This is a genomic window from Streptomyces sp. NPDC002784, assembly GCF_053592135.1.
The window spans coordinates 1-17,590 of the sequence record NZ_JBSFVD010000048.1 but is presented as its reverse complement, the minus strand read 5'-3'; the positions used below and the strand labels follow the sequence as shown (position 1 = coordinate 17,590).

Here is a 17,590-nt window from a genome sequence, read left to right as displayed (position 1 = left end):
CACGAGCTGGCAGCAGCCTGATAGCCACACCCGGCACCCCTGGGCGATCCAACCCTACGAATGGCTCGATCAACCCGATCAAGAAGGTAGAGCAGTCTGACCACCCGTATCACCCGCATAAACGACCCGCGTTCACCCGCAGGAGAAGGTCACCATGGCCCTCAAGAACGTCACCGAGGACTCCTTCGACCAGGACGTCCTCAAGAGCGACAAGCCCGTCCTGGTCGACTTCTGGGCCGCCTGGTGCGGCCCGTGCCGCCAGCTGGCGCCCTCCCTGGAGGCCATCGCCGCCGAGCACGGCGACAAGATCGAGATCGTCAAGCTCAACATCGACGAGAACCCGGCCATCGCCGCCCAGTACGGCGTGATGTCCATCCCGACGATGAACGTCTACAAGGGCGGCGAGGTCGTGCAGACCATCGTCGGGGCCAAGCCGAAGGCCGCCCTGGAGCGCGAGCTCGCCGAGCACCTCGGCTGAGGACAGACCAGGAGCGATCCTCACGCTGTCCGGTATGAACCGCACCTTGCGGTGGGATACCGGGCAGTTCCATGTCCGCACTGGCGCTCAATGACGCGATGAGTAATACCGGGCGTGCGAGGCTCATCGGTCTCGCCTCGGCGCTGGCGGAGGCGAAGGCGCCGGAGGCGGCAGACCGGATCGAATGACAACCTACCGACGGACCGGGCCGACCCCAAGCCCTCTACCGGCTGCTGAACCGACGCGCTCGACGCGGCCCGGCATGCCTCGCGCGATGGATCGGACCACCTGCCCCATCCCCCTCCCGCACGGGCGTGAAGTGGCGTCAGCTCGCCGCCGTCGACGGGTCGAGGATCTCGCGGACCCGGCGCAGGCCGTCCAGGTTCAGGGAGTACCAGACCCAGGTCCCGCGGCGGTCACGGTTCAGCAGCCCGGCCTCGGTCATGACCTTCAGATGGTGGCTGATGGTCGGCTGCCGGAAGCCCAGGCACTCGGTCAGATCGCAGACGCACACCTCACCGGCGGGCGCGCCCTCGATGATCCGGAGGATCTGCAGACGAGTGGGGTCGGCTATGGCCTTGAGCATGGCTGCAAGCCGCTCGGCCTCGTCCCGGTCGATCAGCAGGCAGGCCAGGGCGGGCGTGCACGCGTCCGTTTTCGCCTCGTCGGCCACCGCCTCCGACGCGCCATATGTAGTGACAGCCATCTATTCACCATAAGCGCGCGGCGGGCACGCTTAGGCGTTCGAAGGACACCCGAACGGCAAGTTCACCTAGCGTTCACCTCTGCGCGCGGCTATGCAAGACATAGACAAATGCCTATGATGCCTGGAAGGGAGTAGGGAGCCGCCCATCCCAAGGAGGAGCCGGCTAATGGACGAGCAAAGCCCTCTCGGCCGCGGACGCCCAGCAGCTCCGCCCCTGCGGGACATCAACCCCGTGCTGGAGCGCATCACCCGACGGCTGGCCGCACGGCACAGCAGGGCCTTCTCCTCGGAGACGGTCGAGAACTACGTCGAGGAGTGCTCCTGGCTCCTGTCGGCGAAGGCCCGAGTCGGGCACCATCTCCCGGTCCTGGTGGAGCGGTTCGCCGACCAGCGGCTCGGCGCCCTCGCCCGCGGCATGGGCCTGTCGCCCAAGCCCGTGCCGGAGGTGCTGTTCGTGTGCACCGAGAACGCCGGCCGCTCACAGCTCGCGGCGGCACTCATGCGCCATCGGGCCGGTGACGCGATACGAGTCCTGACCGCCGGTTCCGCACCCGGCACGGAGATCGCCCCGGTGGTTCTGCAACTGCTCGCCGAGCAGGGGCTCGACGCAGCCGACGAGTTCCCCAAGCCGCTGACCACCGAGGTCGTCACCGCCGCCGACGTCGTCGTCACCCTAGGCTGCGGGGACGCTTGCCCCGTACGGCCCGGGCGCCGCTACCTCGACTGGGAGCTGCCGGACCTGAGCGGCCTCGACATCGAGACCGCGCGCTCGGTGCGGGACGCGCTGGCCGCCCGTATCGACGTACTGGCGAGTGAACTGTTGTCGGCAGAGGTTCACCGGACGTGAGTTGCCCGGGAGAGGGGCGGTCCGTAGCGTCGTAGGCGCGCAGATCGCCAGACCCAGGAGGCACTCCCGTGACCCGTGTGATCGCCGTCGGCGGCAGTGACGCCGGAATCAGCGCCGCCCTGCGTGCCCGGGAACTCGACCCCGCCAGCGAGGTCACCGTCGTGGTGGCCGACGCCTACCCCAACCTCTCCATCTGCGGCATCCCATACTACGTCTCCGGCGAGGTCACCCACTGGTCCAACCTCGCCCACCGGACCGCCCAGGATCTCGCGGCCACCGGCATGGAGGTACGGATCAACACCCGCGCCACCCACATCGATCCGGGCGGGAAGCTGCTGACGGTACGGGACGCGGACGGGCACACCGAGCAACTGCCGTACGACGCCTTGTTGATCGGGACCGGCGCGGTCAGCGCCGTACCGCCCATCGCTGGGCTGGCCGACCTCAGCCCCGAGCAGGGCGTGCATCTTCTGCATAGCATGGGCGACACCTTCGACCTGCAACAGTCGATCGAGGAGCGGCGGCCCGCCGACGCCGTGATCATCGGGGCCGGTTACATCGGCCTGGAGATGGCCGAGGCGCTGACCACCCGCGGGATCGCGGTCACGCAGATCGAGGCGCTGCCCGAGGTGCTGCCGACCGTCGACGCCGAACTCGGCGCCCTGGTACGGACCGAGCTTGTGTCGCGCGGTGTCGACGTGCTCACCAACACCACCGTCAAGGGGATCTTCCGCGAGCCCGGCGACCGGCTGCGGGTGGAGACGACCGGCGCGGACGGCGAACCCCTGACCCGCGAGACGGACCTGGTCCTCGTCGTGGTCGGCGTCCGCCCCGACACCGCTCTGGCCGCCGAGGCCGGCGCCGAACTCGGCTTCCGCGGCGCGATCGTGGTCGACGAGCGGATGCGCACCTCGCTGCCGGGCGTGTACGCGGCCGGGGACTGCGTGGTCACCCATCACCGCCTTCTCGGCACGACCTGGCTGCCGCTGGGCACCACCGCGCACAAGCAGGGCCGGGTCGCGGGCGAGAACGCGCTCGGCGGCAACCGGCGCTTCGCCGGGAGCCTGGGCACGCAGGTCGTGAAGGTCTTCGACCTGGTGGCCGCGCGCACCGGACTGCGCGAGCACGAGGCGGTCGCGGCGGGCCGGGGCTATACGCCAGTGACGACCGCCAGCGACCCCGACGACCACAAGGCGTACTACCCGGGCGCCACCCCGATCGCCGTACGCATCACCGGCGACCGCGACAGCGGACTGCTGCTGGGCGCCCAGCTCGTCGGACGGCGCACCGCCGAGATCTCCAAGCGCGTCGACACGTACGCGACCGCACTGTTCCACGGCATGACCGTCGACACCGTCAGCGACCTCGACCTCTCCTACACACCACCACTCGGCTCGCCCTGGGATGCGGTGCAGATGGCCACGCAGGCGTGGGCGCGCGAGCATGGAGCGCGCTGAGTGCGCGGATGGGCTCACACGTCCTCGATGATCGAGCAGACTGTGGACGGCTCTCCGCAAGGGCGGTCGTCAGCCGCTTGGCGGGTCTCGGCAAGGGTCTGCCGCAAGGCAAGGAGATCTTTGATGGTGGCGTCGATCTCTGCGACGCGTCCATCGAGGAGGTTGCGGACAGCGTCGCAGGGGGCTGACCCGCCGCGGCGGATCTGAAGCACTTCACGGACGTCTTCGAGGCGAAGTCCCAGGGCCCGGGCCTGGCGGATGAAGGTCAGCACTTCGACGTCCTCGCGGGCGTACAGCCGGTAGCCGGCTGTGCTGCGTTCGGCCTGGGGCAGCAAGCCCCTGGCCTCATAGACGCGGACGGCCTTGCGAGTGATCCCAGCAGCCTGGGCGGCCTGCCCGATGGTCAGTCCTTGCAGTGCCATGTCTCGTTCCTCCTGCCCCCAGTGTTGACCTTGACCCTGGGTCCAGGTTCTAGCGTCGCTCATGACGGGCCAGAACCACGAGAAAGGGAGGTGAGCGCGATGCCGTTCCGTGAGGGAGAGGTCTATCGCTGCCCCGATGAGAACTGCGGGTGCGAGCTGACGGTGACCAAGGGCGCCCCGGCGACATGCGGCGGCCAGCAGAACCCTATGTGTTGCTGCGGCGAGACGATGGTCAAGGTCGTCTAGCGATTCGAACCGCTGCTCTGCCCGGGCCGGGTAACCGGCCCGAGCGGCGGTCTCGATGGTGGTCAGGCGGCTCGCATGAGCCGGGGCGGGGAGACGGGCAGCCGGACAGACCGTTCCTGCCCCGGGTGAGGCGAATCATCAGCGTGATCGCAACTCAGGTACCCCAAGGCTGCTCAGAAGCGGGATCAGAAGTGGATACTGAGGCAGCCGGGTTGAACCGGCCGGCGGGGCACCGCCATGCAGCCCGCCGGCCGGCGTCTATGGATGCGCCTCGGTGAGGCACAGGGAGATCAGCGTCCGGGCCTCGGCCAGGTTGGCCGCAGTGATGATCTCGGCCAAGGTCCGCGCATCAGTAGTGAAGGTCAGCCACTGTGTCTGGCCGGCGGGCAGGTACCGTACGCGGACCTTCCCCGAGTACCACGGTTTGCGGTGGTAGAGCGTGCCGAGCATGGGGACGTGGTGCCGTCCGTGCACCGTGCCCCACCGGGGGTACCGGTTGGCCCACACCGGCACGTCGAGGTACGAGTCCTCGTCGTCTTCCTCGGCCACCGGATGCTCCCTCCCGATATCCGCCGACGGCCCCTACGCCGGAGAGCCCGGCAGTGACGACCTGGTCGCGCTCCCCTTGGGCCCGCACTCCAGTCGGTAGCCCATGCCTCGGATGGCGTCGATGGTGCAGCAGCTGTGTCCCTCGTCCCGCAGCTTGGTGCGCACCCGCCGCACGTGCACGGTGAGGGTGTTGCTGTCCGGGCTGGCCGTGCCCCAGAGGGCCTCGCTCAGCTCGGCGCGGCTGATGAGCTTGTTGGGGCGTTCCATGAAGTAGCGCAGCAGCAGGAATTCACGGACCGGCAACTGGATCGATCGGCCGCGTACATAGACGTGAAAGCCCGCGGGATCAAGCTCGATGTCACCGACCACCAATGGCTCGGCCGAGCCATCGCCCCGCCCACGGCCTGACATGAGCAGCGGGACGATCTCCTCGGTCCGGTACGGCCGTGCCACGAAGGCGAGAGCGCCGGCCGCCACCGCCGCCGTCGCCTCCTCCGCCCCGTCCGGCCCGGCACCCACGAGGACGGGCACCGGGTGGAGGCGGGCGATCAGCTCGGTAACCCGTGCCGCGCTGACCACCGGCAGCGGGGCCCCGAGCAGGACCGCACCCGGGTGCCGGGTGCCGACCTGCAGGAGCGCCTCGGCGCCGTCGTGGCAGACCACGGTACGGATGCCTGCTCCCTCGAAACGGGCCAGGGCCTTGGCCGCCAGTTCCGCGTCGGGCTCGACGAGCAGCAGGTCCGGGCGCGGTTCGTCGTCGGCTCCGCCCCGCACGGCTGTGGGCTGGGGCCGGTGTGCTTCGGGTGTCACCCGGGGTACTCCTTCACGTGTTGCGCGCAAAGGGACGGACACGGGACTCACCTCTCAGCCGAATCGGCCGGAGATGTAGTCCTCGGTGCGCTGGTCGGAGGGGTTGGAGAAGATCCGCTCGGTCTCGTCGTACTCGACGAGACGGCCGTGGCGTACGCCCTTGTCGTCCACGTCCGCGGTGAAGAAGGCGGTGCGGTGCGAAACGCGGGCCGCCTGCTGCATGTTGTGTGTGACGACGATGATCGTGAACTCCTGGGCGAGGTGCTCCATGAGGTCCTCGATCTTCGCCGTGGCGATCGGGTCGAGGGCCGAGCAAGGCTCGTCCATCAGGATCACCTCGGGGCTGACCGCGATGGTGCGGGCGATGCACAGCCGCTGCTGCTGACCGCCGGACAGGGCGAGCGCGGAAGTCTTGAGCTTGTCCTTGACCTCGTCCCACAGCGCGGCGTGCGTGAGGGTCTCCTCGACCAGGTCGTCGAGGTTGCCCTTGAAGCCGCCCACCCTGGGCCCGTACGCGATGTTGTCGTAGATGGACTTGGGGAACGGGTTGGGCTTCTGGAAGACCATGCCGACACGGCGGCGCACCTCGATGGGGTCGACCTCGCGGCCGTACAGATCCTCGTTGTGATACCGGACCTTCCCCGCCACGCGGGCGGTGGGCACGAGGTCGTTCATGCGGTTGAAGCAGCGCAGCACGGTCGACTTGCCGCAGCCGGACGGGCCGATCATCGCGGTGATCTGCCGCTCGCCGATGTTCAGGTTCACATCGCGTACGGCCTCGTGGTCGCCGTAGAACACCGACAGGCTGCCGACCTCGAAGACCGGGCTGTCCAGGGACGGCGCCTCGCGATAGGAGACCCGCGGGGTCCTGGTGCCGCCGACGGAGTCGGAGGGAGAGGTCATGGAAGCCTCCTGGTCGGAGAGGAAGGTGATGGCGGTGCGGTCGTTTGCTGAGGTCATGGCGGTCACCATTTGCGGCTGTAGCGGTTGCGGAGCCAGATCGCCAGGGAGTTCATCGCGAGCAGCATCACCAGGAGGATGACGATCGCGGCGGAGGCGAGCGCGGTGAACTCCGCCCGGGACTGGCTGATCCAGCCGAAGATCTGGATCGGCAGCGCGGTGAAGGGGCTCTCGACGCCGGTCGGGTTGAAGGTGATGAAGGTCAGCCCGCCGAGCAGCAGCAGCGGTGCCGCCTCACCGATGGCCCGGGACAGGGCGAGGATCGAGCCGGTCGCCATGCCGGGCACGGCCGCCGGGAGTACCTGGCGCCAGATGGTCTGCCACTGGGTCGCGCCCAGCGCCAGGGAAGCCTGGCGGATGGACTGCGGTACGGCGCGGATCGCTTCCCGGGAGGCGATGATCACGGTCGGCAGCACCAGCAGGGACAGGGTGAGCGAGGCGGTCAGCACGGTCTGGCCGAAGCCGAGCCCGCGGGAGATGATGCCGAGCCCGAGGATGCCGTAGACGATCGACGGGACGGCCGCCAGGTTCTGGATGTTGATCTCGATGACGCGGTTCCACCAGCGGTTGGGATCCGCGTACTCCTCCAGGTAGATGGCGGCGAGGACGCCGGTCGGCAGGCAGTACACGGCGGTGAAGGCGATGATCCAGAGCGTGCCCATGATCGCCGACTGGGCGCCGGCGTTCGACGGGTCGATGATGTCGGGGAAGTTCGTCCAGATCCGCGAGTCGAGCCGGGGCCACGCCTCCACGACGACATAAGCCAGCAGGGAGGCGAGGAAGACCACGCCGACGGCGAGCGACGCCCAAAGGCTGAGCTGGAAGAACCGCTCCCGCAAGGGGGTGCCCTTGCCCTTGAGGCGGGGCACTCCGGGGTCGTCCGCCACGCTGACGTCTCGGTCCATGACGTTGCTCATCACTCGTACACCTCCCGGTACTTGCGGACCAGGCGAATACTGACGAGGTTCATCACCAGGGTCATCACGAACAGCAGCAGGCCCACCGCGAAGATCGTCTGGTAGCCGGTGGAACCGGTCGGCAGGTCGCCGATACCGGCTGCGGCGATGAACGCGGTCATCGTCTGCATGCCTTCGAGCGGGTTGAAGGACAGGTTGGGGCGCCCGCCTGCGGCGACCGCGACGATCATCGTCTCGCCGAGCGCCCGGGAGATGCCCAGCACGATGGCGGCGACGATGCCGGACAGCGCGGCCGGGAAGACGACGCGGGTGGAGACCTGCATCCGCGAGGAGCCGAGGGCGAACGCGCCGTCGCGCAGCGCGCGCGGCACGGCGTTCATCGAGTCCTCGGCGAGCGAGGCGATCGTCGGGATGATCATGATGCCCATGACGAAGCCCGCCGCCAGGGCGTTGAAGACCTGGGGGCCGTCGCCGGCCGGCCAGATGTCCTGCAGCAGCGGGGTGACGGCCTTCAGCGCGAAGAAGCCGTAGACGACGGTGGGGATGCCGGCGAGCACCTCAAGGATGGGCTTGAAGATCGTACGGACCCGGGGATGGGCGTACTCGCTCAGGTACACCGCCGCGCCCAGCCCCAGCGGTACGGACACCAGCAGGGCGACGAGCGTGACCATCAGCGTGCCGGTGACCAGCGGCAGGACGCCGAAGTGCGGCGGCTTGAACAGCGGCGACCACTCGGTGCCGGTGATGAAGTCGCCGAAGTTGACCTTGCCGAAGAACTCGGCTGCGGGCGGGATGAGGGCGATGACGATGCCGACGGTGGTCAGCACCGAGACCAGGGAGGCGGCCACCAGGAGGACCTTGATGGCCTTCTCGCCATAACGCGGCTGGGACCGCTTCAGGAAGCCGGGGCTTCCCGAAGCGGCCCTGCGCCCGATGCTCGGGGAACTCATGACTTGTGCGCGGCCTTGAGGGCGTCGAGGTCCTTCTTCAGCTCGGTCTCCTGCTCGGCGTTGAGCGGCACGAACTGGGCCTTGCTGGCGATGTCGGCGTTGTTCTCGACGTAGAACTCGACGAACGCCTCGACCTCCGCCTTGTCCAGCGAGGTGGCCTTCGGGTAGATGAACAGCGGCCGGGAGAGCGGCTTGTAGGTGCCGTCCTGCACGGTCTCGACGCTCGGGGCCACGCAGCCGTCGCCGCCGTCGATCTCCAGGGCCTTCAGCTTGTCCTTGTTCTCCTCGTAGTAGGAGAGGCCGAAGTAGCCCATGCCGCCCTTGGAACCGGAGACACCCTGGACGGTGACGTTGTCGTCCTCGCTCGGGCTGTAGTCGGTCCGGGAGGCGCCCTCCTCACCGTTGATGGCGTCGGTGAAGTAGTCGAAGGTGCCCGAGTCGGTGCCCGCGCCGAAGAGTTCGAGCTTCTGGTTCGGGAACTTGGAGTCGACCTGGTTCCAGTTGTTCACCTTGGAACCGGGCTCCCAGATCTTCTTCAGCTGCTCGACGGTCAGGCAGTCGACGAAGTCGTTGTCCTTGCTCACCACGACGGACAGACCGTCGTTGGCGACCGTGAACTCCTCGTACTTGATGCCCTTCTTGTCACACGCCGCCTTCTCCTCGTCCTTGATCGCACGGGAGGCGTTGGAGATGTCGGTCTCGCCCGCGCAGAACTTCTCGAAGCCGCCGCCGGTGCCGGACGTGCCGACCGTGACCTTGACCCCGGAGTTCTCCGCCTGGAAGAGCTGGGCCGCCGCCGTGGAGAGCGGCGCCACCGTGCTGGAGCCGTCGACCTTGATGTTCCCGGCCAGCTTGTCGCCGTCACCGCCGCCCGAACCCGCGTCGGCACCGCCGCACGCGCTCGCGGCCAGCATGACGGCAGCCGTCAGGGCCAGGGGAGCCTTGGCCCGACGCAATGAAGGGGAAATGTTCACGACTCTCGATCCTCGTGTCTGCCGGTGTGCTCCGGCGGTGGACCGGTGCGCGGCGCGCTCCGTTCGGACACTTGGATCGAAGCCAGCCTATATGAACAACGGGTGTACGGAGAGCCCATCTCGCATGAACGATAGCGGGTCATCTATATAGATCGATCATGTTCCAATGTGACGGGCGGTCGCCGGACGGTGACGCGGAGGTTCCGCTTCGCAAGTTTTCCGCCAAGGACACACCATTCAGGGTCACAGATGCGCCATGCGCAGGAAAAGTCACCCCAACCCCCAGGGGCAGGAGTTCGACCGGAGTTCACCGTTCTGCCGCCTGTCTGCGGGCGGTCTGCGCCTAGCGTCACGGATCGACGGTCGCCTATCTTTCCGGGCGTCCGGAACCACCCGTCCTTCTTCGTACGGAGGAACCGTGCCCGATCAGCCCGGCGCCCGAACCGGCCGACCCGCCGCCCTGCCCCTGCTGCCCGCCGGCCACAACACCGCCCGGTCCGCGCTGACCTGCCGGTACCGCTGCGGCGACGCCTGCTCCCACGGCGCGCCCAACCGCTCGCTCAACACGTACTTCGGTGACGTCGTGCAACAGGCCCTCTCCCGCAGAGGCGTCCTGAAAGGCAGCGCCGTCGTGGCCCTGGCCGCCGGCGGCGTCACGCTCGCGACGTCGCCCGCGGCTGCCGCGCCGGCCACGTCGCCCTCGGGCGGACGTCCGCCGCGCGGCCTGGACTTCGAACCAGTGCCCCCGAACACGGCGGACGCCGTGACCATCCCGGACGGCTACGCCCAGCAGGTCGTCATCCGCTGGGGCGACCCGATCCTCGCCGGCGCTCCCCGCTTCGACGCCCGCGCCCAGAGCGCGAAGGCGCAGGCGCGGCAGTTCGGATACAACGCCGACTACATGGCCCTGCTGGACGCGCCCCGCCGCGGCCACCAGCTGCTCGTGGTCAACCACGAGTACACCAACGAAGAGATCATGTTCTACGGCTACGTGCCGACCGCCCCGACCCGCGAGCAGGTCGAGATCGCCTGGGCGGCACACGGCCTGACGGTCCTGGTCGTCCGCGCCGACGACCGCACCGGCCGCCTGTGGCCGGTGGTCGGCGACCCGCTGAACCGCCGTGTCACCGCCACCACCCCCATCCGCTTCACCGGCCCGGCGGCCGGCAGCGACCTGCTGAAGACGACCGCCGACCCGACCGGCCGCACGGTCCTGGGCACCCTGAACAACTGCGGCGGCGGCATCACCCCGTGGGGAACCGTCCTGTCGGGCGAGGAGAACTTCAACCAGTACTTCGCGAACGCGGCAGCGGTCAGCGACCCGGTCACGAAGGCACGCCTGGCCCGCTACGGCCTGCCGACCGGCGCGAGCACGCGTCAGTGGGAGCGGTTCGACGACCGCTTCGACATCGGCAAGGAGCCCAACGAGCCCAACCGGCACGGCTGGATCGTCGAGATCGACCCGTACGACCCGACCTCCACCCCGCGCAAGCGCACGGCGCTGGGCCGCTTCAAGCACGAGGCCGCCGAGCCCCGCCTGACCCCCGACGGCCGCGTCGCCCTCTACATGGGCGACGACGAACGCTTCGACTACCTCTACAAGTACGTCTCCAAGCACGCCTACAAGAAGGGCCACAGCCGAGCCGCCCGCGAGCACAACATGCGGCTACTCGACGAAGGCACCCTGTACGTCGCGAAGTTCACCGGCGACAGCCCGGCCGCCGAGATCGACGGCACCGGAAAGCTGCCCAGCGACGGGGAGTTCGACGGCTCGGGCGAGTGGATTCCGCTCGCGTCCGGCTCGGTGTCCCACGTGCCCGGGATGACCGCCGAGGAGGTGTACGTCTTCACGCGCTTGGCCGCCGACAAGGTGGGCGCGACGAAGATGGACCGCCCCGAGGACGTCGAACCGCATCCCTACACCGGCCGCGTGTACGTCGCCCTGACCAACAACTCCAACCGCGGCGCCGCCGGCCGGGCTGCCGCCGACGAGGCCAACCCCCGCAACGGCAACAAGCACGGCCACATCCTGGAACTGGAGGAGCGGCGCGGCGACGCGGCCTCGAAGTCCTTCAGCTGGCGCCTGATGCTGGTCTGCGGCGACCCCGAGGACTCCTCGACGTACTTCGCCGGCTTCGACAAGTCGAAGGTCAGCCCGATCTCCTGCCCCGACAACGTCGCCTTCGACACCCACGGCAACCTGTGGATCGCCACCGACGGCGCCGCCCTCGGCTACAACGACGGCCTGTTCGCGGTGCCGGTCAAGGGCTCCCAGCGCGGGCACGTGCAGCAGTTCCTGACCATGCCCAAGGGCGCCGAGTGCTGCGGCCCGATCATCACCGAGGACCGCATCCTGGTCGCCCCCCAGCACCCGGGCGAGACCGACGGCGCCACGGCCGAGAACCCGGGCTCGCGGTGGCCCGACGGGCCGGGCACCATTCCGCGGCCGTCGGTCGTGACGGTGTGGAAGGAGCGCCGCCGCTAGGCCGCGCCCTCTGCTCCTCCTGCTCCTGCCCGGGCGGTCCCTCGACCGCCCGGGCAGAGCTGTCTACGGCTCACTGCGCGCCGCAGAGCCGCAGGCCCTCCGGGCTGAGACACGGGAAGTGCCCCTGGTCCCGTACGACGTCCTGCCCGGCGCCGCGGGTCACGTAGTTGACGAAGCTCACGGCGAGCGAGTCAGCGGGCGGGCGGCCGTAGGTGTAGGCGTACTCGATCTCCCGGTACGGGTAGCCGCTGGTGCCGATGGTTTCGATGGATGCCGTCTGCCCGTCGATGCTCAGAGAGTGCAGGCCCTCCGTGGCGGAGGCGGAACGCGGTTCGCTGTAACCGATGGCGCCGGGCAGGCGGGCCACGGTACTCAACACCTGTCCCGTGCTGTCGAGTTCACAGCGGATGACCGTGGCATCGGGATCGTCCTTGGTACGGCAGTCCCGGGAGGAGTTGGCGGGCTCGTTGCTCTTCAGAACCTGGCGCTGGAAGACCTCACGGGTTCCGGAGTTGGCGTCGCGGCTGACCAGGAGGATGGGCAGGTCCGGGCCGCCCACGTCCTGCCAGTTGCGGATCTCGCCCTGGTAGATCTTCCCCACGTCGGCCAGGCTCAGGTCCTGCACCGTGACCCGGTCGTTCACCACCAGGGTGAAGACGGAGACGGCGACGGGGTTCTCACGGAGCTCCGAGTAGCCGTTCGGCTTGGGGCCGTCGGAGAAGGCGATGACGGACGGGGAGCCGCCGGACGAGGCCGCCTTGACGCCCGCCGCGTCCAGCGCCCGGATCCCGGCGGTACTCCCGTGCTCGTCCACGGTGACGTCCGAGCCTGGGCAGGCGTTTTCGTAGCTCTCCGCCAGTTTCTCCGCCGCCGGGGCGAAGGCGGTGGATCCGGTGACGGTCAGGGTTCCCGTGGCGCAGCCGATGGGCGTCGGTGCGTCGTCGTTGCGGATGACGATGATCGACGCGAGCGTGATGACGCACACGGTGAACAGCACCGTGATCAGGCGGGCCGGCCGGCTGAAGAGGGGCGGCTTGTCGTCGACGGTCGTGCTCTGGTTGCGCTTCACCTCGCCGTCCCGGATCCCGCCGGTCACCTCGACATCGTCCCCGACGCCGCCACCGGTCAGCAGCGCCAGCACCTTGAAGTGCTTGCCCTTGTTGAGCGGAACCTTCGGGAGGTACAGGGTGTCGCCGTCGTGGCGCAGGCCCGCGCCCGGGGTGAAGTGGTCCATCAGATGGGCGGCGTCGGCGGGCTGGGTGACCGCGATGCCGCGGATCGTACGGCCGGAGAAGACCGCCGTGAGGCCGTGAACGCCACGGCTGGTGTAGTCGTCACCGGCGATGCTCTGAGAGCCGTCGTTCTCGATCCGCAGAAGGACGAGGGTGGCATCGGCCAGGTCGGAGAAGTCGTTGAACAGGCCGAGCCGCACGTTGGCCCGTCTGCCGTTACGGGCATGGCTGCCTATCGAGGTGTCCAGCTGGACGCGGAAGCCGATGCTCTTGCGGCGCGGAACCCTGCGTTCGTACCAGACAACGGCGACGGAGGCCGCGAGACCGAGTACCGCCGTGCCCACCGCCACCATGTTCTCGGCGTTAAACCACTCCACGAGTTCGCCCCCGCACCTCGCACTTCGTACACGCGTGCGCACACGGTATGGGGCGGATTCACGAGCGCCAGACGTCTTCGCCGTACCGTCGGCGACTCGTGGACAGATGTTCGCCTGGCGTTCGCGGGGACCGCAGAGTCAACCCGCGCCATGGCGCCCGAGCCCTGGCTCAGGCACCGGACGAACGCTTCGACTACCTCTACAAGTACGTGTCTAAGCACACCTACAGGAAGGGCGACAGCCGCGCGGCCCGCGAGCACAACATGCGGCTGCTCGACGAAGGCACCCTGTACGTCGCGAAGTTCACCGGGGACAGCCCGGCCGCCGAGATCGACGGCACCGGAAAGCTCCCGACGGACAGGGAGTTCGACGGCCGGCGAATGGACCCGCTCGCGTCCGGCTCCGTGTCGCACGTGCCCGGGATGACCGCCGAGGAGGTCTACGTCCTCACACGCCTCGCCGCCCACAAGGTGGGCGCCACGAAGTTGGCCCGCTCCGACAACGTCGCCTTCGACGCCCACGGCAACCTGTGGGTCGCCACCGACGGCAACGCCCTCGGCTCCAACGACGGCCTGTTCGCGGTCCCCGTCGACGTCACCGCCGACAGCACAGCAAAGAAGATCACCTGGAACTACCTCGCTGCCATCCCCCTGGGTGCTGCACGCTGAGCCTGCTGCCTGGCGGCGTGCCCCGATCATGACAGGAAGAGCAGACCATTCGCGAAGCCAGCGGACGTCAGATTCCCCCGGCCGTCCCAAGAAGCGACGCCAGATCTTCAGCCAGTGCGAGCAAGTTCCGGTCCGAGTAAGTCGGCCCCACGAGCTGGACGCCGATCGGGAGATCGTCCGAGTTTCGCGCAACAGGCATGACGAGGCTGGGCAGGCCGACGTGGCTGGTGAGGTTAGCCCAGCCGGTCTGGTCGAAGAAGCTCCGCTCGACGCCGTCGACCATGAGAGTGCGGGTGCCGGCCGGGATCGCCGCGGTGGGAGCGGCGGGGGTGATGAGGACATCGTGCTCGGCGTCGGCGAAGAACCGGTGCCACGCCCCTCGAAGCTGGAGGCGCTCCTCGTCGGCGCGGAGCCAGGCGCGGTGTGTCTGGGTTCGATGGCGGAGGAAGGTGGCCCGTGGGCTCGCGTCATCCTCGTGCAGGTCACGCGCTGCTGCGAGTTCGGCCGCGCCCGCTTCGTCGTCGGTGGCGGCCGTCGCAGTGGCGTGGAGGAGTTGCTCGAAGAGGCGGAGAGAGTCGGCGAAGCCGACCGGCCCCACGGTGCGGCGGACGTCCGTTCCGGCGGAGGCCAGCGCCTGCTCGACGGTGGCGAGAGCATCGGCCGTTTCGCGGTCGACGGGGCAGCGTGCGTCCTCGGTCCACACCGCCACGCGGAGCTGGCCGACTGCACGTCGCGCCGTGGGCAGGTTGACGCGCCAGGGGCTGTTCTCTGCGGGTGACGGCGTCGTCAGCGCGTCGAGGAGCAGGTCGAGGTCGCGGGGGTGGCGTGCCAGGGGGCCGGGGGTGACCATGTCGCTGCTGGTGATCCATCCCGGCGGGCGGGGGATGTGACCGCGGGCAGGGATGAGTCCGTGCGTGGGGCGCAGGCCGTAGACGCCACAGTAGTGAGCCGGAAGCCGAAGTGAGCCGGCGAGGTCGCTGCCGAGGTCGGCGGGGGTCAGGTGGGCGGCGACTGCGGCGGCGGGGCCGCCGGAGGAACCGCCGGCGGTGCGCTTGGGGTCGTGCGGGTTGAGCGTGGGCCCGAACAGGCTGTTGTCCGTGTGCAGGTCCTGGCAGTACGCCGGGGTGTTGGTCTTGCCCATGATCACGGCGCCTTGATAGCGAAGCCGAGCGACCGCGTCGGCGTCACGTGCGGGTACATGATCCGCCAGCTCCTCGGCGCCGCTGGTAGTGCGCAGGCCGGCCGTCTCGAAGCTGTCCTTGATCGTGAGGGGAAGGCCGTCGAAGGTTCCCCTCTTCTCGTTGCGGGCGCGGCGTTCATCTGCCGCGTGTGCAGCGGCCTGGGCCGCCTCGTCGTCGCGGGTGATGACGGCGTTGACGTGGCTGGCGTCGATCCGGTCAAGGTGGAGGTCGAGCAGCTCGCGGCTGGAGATCTCACGACGGTCCAGGGCCTGGAGCTGGACGTGAGCGGGCTGGTGGGTGAGATCGGTCGTCATTCGGAGACTCGCTCAAGGTGGGGGGCTCGTGCGGGCTGGCGGCGAATGTGGCGAGCGACATCGAGGAGAGCGTCGATGTCGTCCATGGGTCCTCTGGTCTGGCGTTCGGAGTCGGCGAATTCGGTGAGCTGGTCGGGCGCCGGGCGGGCGCCTTCGGCCCTGGCGGCGATTCCGGCGAGGATCTGGTCGGCCGTGACGGCAGCCGACAGCTCCTGGCCGTGAAGCCCTCGGGCCCGGTGGTGCGCTTCACTGGCCCCGCGTACTGCGGCATCGAGGTACTGGCGGATCACGAACCGGCCGTCCCGGATTTCGACTGCTCGGCGGTAGAGCCGGATCGAGATACGGCGGAAGCGACGCCTTTGGGCCGGGTCGACTCGGTCGATCGGCAGCTCGATCTCGGGCGCTTCGCTGTAGAACACCAGCCACAGGGGGCGCAGGCCGTAGTAGCTGCGGTACTGCTTGATCCGGTACTGAACGCTCTGGGCCTGGTCGCTGATGGTGGGTACGAGCCAGCCGATCAGCGTGAGCATGGCGCCGACATCGCCGCAGGTCCAGGCGAAGCCCTCCCACTCTGCGAGGGAGGCGTCAAAGGCGCCGGCGATGACGTTGCCGATGCGGACCGCGCTGTATCCGAGGGTGACAGTGGCGCCGAGGGCGACAATGCGCAGGCCGTAGCGGACGGAACCGCGGGTGCTGCGGCGGGCCAGGCGCCAGCAGGCGCGGGCGAGGAACAGCTCCCCGATGGTGTAGGCCGTGACGTACAGGGTGAGGTACGCGGCGTACCAGTCATCGTGCGCGTAGTACAGCGTGAAGTCGATCGGATGAGGCGCGCTGGGCGTCAGCAGGGCGAACAGAACCAGTAGCCCGACGATCACTGCCAAGCCGGCCCCGAGCCACCGGCGACTGCGTCGACGGGCGGTCTCAGGCGGGGATCCCCAGTAGGTGAGGACCACCTGCTGGCAGGCCAGAAGGGCGACCACGCAGCCTTGCGCGAGCGGCACGGAGAGGTTGACGGTGCCGAGGACGCGGTCGAGGTAGTTCCACATCGGCGTGATGGAGAACAGGAACGACAATCCCGACAACAGGAAGACGGCGGCCAGCGCGGTGGAGGCGGGGTCTCGGCGGCGGGTCAGCACGTCCCGCAGGAGGCAGAGGAAGCCGAGCGTGGCGACGACGAGGCTGATCGGATGGAGCAGGTCCTTCACGACCGGGCCTCCCGCCGGCGCAGGAGCGTGTGCGTGACCCGGTCCTGCACTTCGTCCCCGGAGGACTCATCGCTGCGCAGCCACCGGTCGATGATCCGGCGCTGGAGCAGCGAAGCGAGGAGTTCGGTGTCCCGCTCCTCATCCTCGTCGTACTTGGTGCGCCCCAGCATCATCTGCACGGTGGCCGGATCCACGCTGGTGATAAAGGCCGGGGCCAGCGCGGACACCGGTCGGTTCTCGTGGTGGCCGAGCAGGAGGTGGCTGAACTCGTGGGCGATGATGTGGTCTTGGTGCAGGGAGCTGGTCCATGGGTCGTAGAACACGTGGACAGCACTCTCCGTGACGGCGCACGCCCCGCACACCGAGGGCGCCTGCTCTCGGGGCTCTATTGATCCGAAACGGTAAGCGTTCTGGGTCGTTGAATGCTGCGTGAGTGAACTGGTGGGGGACGCACGGCAGTTGTCGCCGTCGGCGCAGGAAGCGTTGCGGCTGCGGGCGGTGGCCGCGCTGGTGGAGGGCCGGGACCGCGAGGATGTCGCGGCGATGTTCAAGGTCTCGCTCAAGGCGGTGGACGGCTGGTGGGCGAAGTGGCAGGCCGGTGGGCGTGAGGCGCTGACCGCGCGTCCGCGTGGGCGGCGCGTGGGTGAGCATCAGGTGCTGTCCGAGGTCGAGCAGGCGGCGGTGCGGCAGGCAATTTTGGATCACCTGCCGTGTGACCTAGGTCTTCGTGGCCAGTTGTGGACGCGTGGCCAGGTGGGTGAGCTGATCGCGAAGCTGTATCGGGTGCGGATGACCGAGCCCGGGGTGGGCAA

Annotated in this window: 17 protein-coding genes and 1 pseudogene; 6 read left to right on the top strand and 12 right to left on the bottom strand. The window is 68.9% G+C overall.

From position 1 onward, the window contains the following. Nucleotides 1–154: 154 nt before the first annotated feature. Nucleotides 155–478 carry a thioredoxin gene (trxA, locus tag ACWD1Z_RS34915; protein ID WP_451124531.1) on the top strand — a complete coding sequence of 108 codons (324 nt, stop codon included), beginning with the start codon at nt 155–157 and terminating at the stop codon, nt 476–478. 325 nt (nt 479–803) lie between these two features. On the opposite strand, the gene ACWD1Z_RS34910 is transcribed toward trxA, so the two are convergent. After that, nucleotides 804–1,184, bottom strand: a complete 381-nt coding sequence (locus ACWD1Z_RS34910) for an ArsR/SmtB family transcription factor (protein WP_451124529.1) — start codon at nt 1,182–1,184, stop codon at nt 804–806. Between the two features lie 166 nt (nt 1,185–1,350). Here ACWD1Z_RS34910 and ACWD1Z_RS34905 point away from each other — a divergent pair, with 166 nt between their 5' ends. Both ACWD1Z_RS34905 and ACWD1Z_RS34900 read left to right on the top strand, forming a co-directional pair. Then, complete coding sequence (locus ACWD1Z_RS34905; protein WP_451124527.1) at nt 1,351–2,031, top strand: arsenate-mycothiol transferase ArsC; 681 nt, start codon at nt 1,351–1,353, stop codon at nt 2,029–2,031. 68 nt (nt 2,032–2,099) lie between these two features. After that, nucleotides 2,100–3,488: an FAD-dependent oxidoreductase gene (locus ACWD1Z_RS34900; protein WP_451124525.1), complete on the top strand. Its 1,389-nt coding sequence runs from the start codon at nt 2,100–2,102 to the stop codon at nt 3,486–3,488. Nucleotides 3,489–3,502: 14 nt separating this feature from the next. Here ACWD1Z_RS34900 and ACWD1Z_RS34895 read toward each other — a convergent pair whose 3' ends face one another. From ACWD1Z_RS34895 to ACWD1Z_RS34865, 7 genes are all read right to left on the bottom strand, one after another. Continuing rightward, nucleotides 3,503–3,910 carry a heavy metal-responsive transcriptional regulator gene (locus ACWD1Z_RS34895; protein WP_451124523.1) on the bottom strand — a complete coding sequence of 136 codons (408 nt, stop codon included), beginning with the start codon at nt 3,908–3,910 and terminating at the stop codon, nt 3,503–3,505. 504 nt (nt 3,911–4,414) lie between these two features. After that, on the bottom strand, nt 4,415–4,705 hold the full coding sequence (locus ACWD1Z_RS34890; RefSeq protein WP_451124521.1) for a hypothetical protein: 291 nt from the start codon (nt 4,703–4,705) through the stop codon (nt 4,415–4,417). 33 nt (nt 4,706–4,738) lie between these two features. Further along, nucleotides 4,739–5,515 (bottom strand): winged helix-turn-helix transcriptional regulator, encoded by a 777-nt coding sequence (locus ACWD1Z_RS34885; protein ID WP_451124519.1) that lies wholly within the window; start codon nt 5,513–5,515, stop codon nt 4,739–4,741. Between the two features lie 54 nt (nt 5,516–5,569). Then, complete coding sequence (gene pstB / locus ACWD1Z_RS34880) at nt 5,570–6,418, bottom strand: phosphate ABC transporter ATP-binding protein PstB (protein WP_451124533.1); 849 nt, start codon at nt 6,416–6,418, stop codon at nt 5,570–5,572. A gap of 62 nt (nt 6,419–6,480) precedes the next feature. Continuing rightward, complete coding sequence (pstA, locus tag ACWD1Z_RS34875) at nt 6,481–7,380, bottom strand: phosphate ABC transporter permease PstA (protein ID WP_451124517.1); 900 nt, start codon at nt 7,378–7,380, stop codon at nt 6,481–6,483. A gap of 11 nt (nt 7,381–7,391) precedes the next feature. Next, nucleotides 7,392–8,342, bottom strand: a complete 951-nt coding sequence (gene pstC / locus ACWD1Z_RS34870; RefSeq protein ID WP_451124515.1) for a phosphate ABC transporter permease subunit PstC — start codon at nt 8,340–8,342, stop codon at nt 7,392–7,394. Next, nucleotides 8,339–9,316, bottom strand: coding sequence for a PstS family phosphate ABC transporter substrate-binding protein (locus tag ACWD1Z_RS34865; RefSeq protein WP_451124513.1), 978 nt, complete (start codon nt 9,314–9,316; stop codon nt 8,339–8,341). Before ACWD1Z_RS34865 ends, pstC begins: the two co-directional genes overlap by 4 nt. A gap of 418 nt (nt 9,317–9,734) precedes the next feature. On the opposite strand from ACWD1Z_RS34865, the gene ACWD1Z_RS34860 reads away from it, so the two are divergent. Beyond that, the gene (locus ACWD1Z_RS34860) at nt 9,735–11,801 is read left to right on the top strand and encodes a PhoX family protein (RefSeq protein WP_451124511.1); all 2,067 of its coding nucleotides are present in this window, start codon (nt 9,735–9,737) and stop codon (nt 11,799–11,801) included. 70 nt (nt 11,802–11,871) lie between these two features. Here the strand turns inward: ACWD1Z_RS34860 and ACWD1Z_RS34855 are convergent, their stop codons facing one another. Then, the gene (locus tag ACWD1Z_RS34855) at nt 11,872–13,410 is read right to left on the bottom strand and encodes a substrate-binding domain-containing protein (protein ID WP_451124509.1); all 1,539 of its coding nucleotides are present in this window, start codon (nt 13,408–13,410) and stop codon (nt 11,872–11,874) included. A gap of 152 nt (nt 13,411–13,562) precedes the next feature. On the opposite strand from ACWD1Z_RS34855, the pseudogene ACWD1Z_RS34850 reads away from it, so the two are divergent. After that, a pseudogene (locus ACWD1Z_RS34850) lies at nt 13,563–13,994 on the top strand (alkaline phosphatase PhoX); the annotation flags it as partial. 151 nt (nt 13,995–14,145) lie between these two features. On the opposite strand, the gene ACWD1Z_RS34845 reads toward ACWD1Z_RS34850, so the two are convergent. From ACWD1Z_RS34845 to ACWD1Z_RS34835, 3 genes are read right to left on the bottom strand one after another with little or no spacing between them, the layout of a single operon-like run. Next, the gene (locus tag ACWD1Z_RS34845; RefSeq protein WP_451124507.1) at nt 14,146–15,573 is read right to left on the bottom strand and encodes an amidase family protein; all 1,428 of its coding nucleotides are present in this window, start codon (nt 15,571–15,573) and stop codon (nt 14,146–14,148) included. Continuing rightward, on the bottom strand, nt 15,570–16,778 hold the full coding sequence (locus ACWD1Z_RS34840; protein WP_451124505.1) for an MAB_1171c family putative transporter: 1,209 nt from the start codon (nt 16,776–16,778) through the stop codon (nt 15,570–15,572). The genes ACWD1Z_RS34845 and ACWD1Z_RS34840 overlap by 4 nt, the downstream gene beginning before the upstream one ends. Beyond that, nucleotides 16,775–17,101: a secondary metabolite protein gene (locus tag ACWD1Z_RS34835; RefSeq protein ID WP_451124503.1), complete on the bottom strand. Its 327-nt coding sequence runs from the start codon at nt 17,099–17,101 to the stop codon at nt 16,775–16,777. Before ACWD1Z_RS34835 ends, ACWD1Z_RS34840 begins: the two co-directional genes overlap by 4 nt. 106 nt (nt 17,102–17,207) lie before the next feature. Here ACWD1Z_RS34835 and ACWD1Z_RS34830 point away from each other — a divergent pair. Continuing rightward, nucleotides 17,208–17,590, top strand: a 383-nt coding sequence (locus ACWD1Z_RS34830; RefSeq protein WP_451124501.1) for a helix-turn-helix domain-containing protein, incomplete at its 3' end; no start/stop codon positions are given.

What these genes read in the sequence shown, in the direction of transcription:
- ACWD1Z_RS34905 (WP_451124527.1), top strand. Translation starts at nt 1,351, where the DNA reads ATGGACGAGCAAAGCCCTCTCGGCCGCGGACGCCCAGCAGCTCCGCCC.
- ACWD1Z_RS34895 (WP_451124523.1), bottom strand. Translation starts at nt 3,910, where the DNA reads ATGGCACTGCAAGGACTGACCATCGGGCAGGCCGCCCAGGCTGCTGGG.
- ACWD1Z_RS34910 (WP_451124529.1), bottom strand. Translation starts at nt 1,184, where the DNA reads ATGGCTGTCACTACATATGGCGCGTCGGAGGCGGTGGCCGACGAGGCG.
- ACWD1Z_RS34845 (WP_451124507.1), bottom strand. Translation starts at nt 15,573, where the DNA reads ATGACGACCGATCTCACCCACCAGCCCGCTCACGTCCAGCTCCAGGCC.
- trxA (WP_451124531.1), top strand. Translation starts at nt 155, where the DNA reads ATGGCCCTCAAGAACGTCACCGAGGACTCCTTCGACCAGGACGTCCTC.
- pstA (WP_451124517.1), bottom strand. Translation starts at nt 7,380, where the DNA reads ATGGACCGAGACGTCAGCGTGGCGGACGACCCCGGAGTGCCCCGCCTC.
- pstB (WP_451124533.1), bottom strand. Translation starts at nt 6,418, where the DNA reads ATGACCTCTCCCTCCGACTCCGTCGGCGGCACCAGGACCCCGCGGGTC.
- pstC (WP_451124515.1), bottom strand. Translation starts at nt 8,342, where the DNA reads ATGAGTTCCCCGAGCATCGGGCGCAGGGCCGCTTCGGGAAGCCCCGGC.